Raw genomic sequence first — 1,760 nt, 5'->3', positions numbered from 1 at the left:
TCAGCGATTCGGCGCTTTCGGCATGAGTCTCCAGGGTGAAGACGTCGCTGACCCCGTAGCGCAGGCTTGCCGAAGCAACCCCGGGGCCGTAGGCAAAATCGCGCAGCCCATAGTCACGGCGCAGGCTGCCGGCCGCCACCGAATAATCCGCCAGGCCCTGTTGCAGCAGGCTGCTGGTGACGTAGAACGGCAAGGTGGTGGACACTTGCCGGCCAAGAGCATCGGTGGTGACCACCACAGCCTCCCCGGCGCCGTTGATGAACGGCACGTTGGTCAACGTGTAGGGGCCCGGCTGCAATTCGGCGGTGCTGGACTTGTAGCCATTGATGAACAGGTCCAGCGAGGTGGGTACCGCCGCTTCACCGGAGAACGCCGGCAGCGGATAGGTGACCAGGTCGGGACGTGCAGCGAAGTCGCGCGACACCTGCAGGCCTCCGACCCGCACCGAGCTGGTCCAGGGCAAGGCGCCGGTCACCAGGTCACCGGCTTCGTAAGTCAGCAGGCGCTGTTCGTCGGTGAAGCGCCAGGTAGTGTCATAGCGCAAGAAGCCCTCGCGCACATCGTCGGTTGGCGCACCATTGAACGACTGGCGCCACTGCCCGGTACTGGAGAACGTGCCCCAGCTGTCGAACAGGCGCAGTTCGTTCCAGGCGGCCAGGTAGCTGCCGCCGTCATCGGTGTCGCTCAGGTACAGGTCATAGTTGAACAAGGCGCCGAAACTGCTGCGCGCATCGCTGGCCGGGTAAAGGTTGCGGTCGCCCAGTTGCTGCTCGGGCAGCCAGGCCGGCGGCACTTGCAGCAGCAGGCGCTGGTTCTGGCTGTCGTAGTCGGCACGCAGCCCCACGATGGCCTCCAGTGCCACCTCGCCCTGGGGGTTGCCAGGCAGCGCGATACCGGCCGCCCGCAACACCTCGCTGTCCAGAAACAACCGCCCGGCGCGCTGCTGCACCGGTACCAGCTCAGCCTTGGGCATCTGGTTCACCAGCAGCTCGAGGTACAACGTGGCATCGGCGATGGCGGCCAGCTCCGTAGGTGGTGGCGGCAGGTCGTCGGCCAGCACCAGGCCAGGGCCGACCAGGGCAAACCCCAGGCACCAGCGGTGGGTACTCGCTGTCAGCCATCTCACACACGGTTTCCAACCATTGCCGGGTCCCCCATGGCCCCTGCGCGGCATTCAGGCGCAGGCTCATTGGCTTTGGCGGATGGCGTCCGCGCTGCTCTGGCCGTTTACCCTCCCCTTCAGCACGCTGCCGGCATTCGGTACCAGCGGTGCCGGCCAGCGCATGCTGGCCCCCGGCAGCACATAACCGAGCAGGCCATCGGCCAGTGGCTGGCTCTGGCTGCCCTGCTGCACCACCACATCGGTCAGCCGCGCATGCACCGCGGTGGCGTTGCGCAGTTCCACGTACGGCTTGCCCTGTACGCCCACCGCACGCCAGCTGAGTTGCGGCTTGCCGACGCCCTCGGCATTGCGCTTGCCGGCNGGATCGGCCTTGCCCCACAGGCCTTAGCCGTAGACGAACAGGGGTACCGAGTAGCGCATCTGCAGGCGAATCGCCGCGGTGGTGCCGGGCTCGGCCTTGTCGACGGGGATGGCGGGAGGGATTTCGTCGATGATGATGCGGTAGGCCTGCTCCTGGCCTACTGGCGAGGGGCCGGTGCGGGTCAGGCGGATCAGTTGCTTCTGTCCGGGGGCGATGCTGGCCACTGGCGGGCTGCCGATGATCTCGCGCTGTGCCTGGTACTGTTCCTGATAGTCA

Annotated in this window: 1 protein-coding gene and 1 pseudogene; both read right to left on the bottom strand. The window is 66.7% G+C overall.

Features of this window, described 5'->3' with window-relative positions:
* A partial coding sequence (locus JV551A3_RS12270) for a fimbria/pilus outer membrane usher protein (protein WP_133978730.1) occupies window positions 1–1,078 on the bottom strand: 1,078 nt, incomplete at its 3' end.
* A gap of 108 nt (window positions 1,079–1,186) precedes the next feature.
* Window positions 1,187–1,760 (bottom strand): annotated as a pseudogene (locus tag JV551A3_RS12265) (fimbrial biogenesis chaperone); the annotation flags it as partial.

This window comes from Pseudomonas inefficax (assembly GCF_900277125.1).
GTDB classification, from domain to species: domain Bacteria; phylum Pseudomonadota; class Gammaproteobacteria; order Pseudomonadales; family Pseudomonadaceae; genus Aquipseudomonas; species Aquipseudomonas inefficax.
This window is presented reverse-complemented; position numbering and strand designations above follow the sequence as displayed.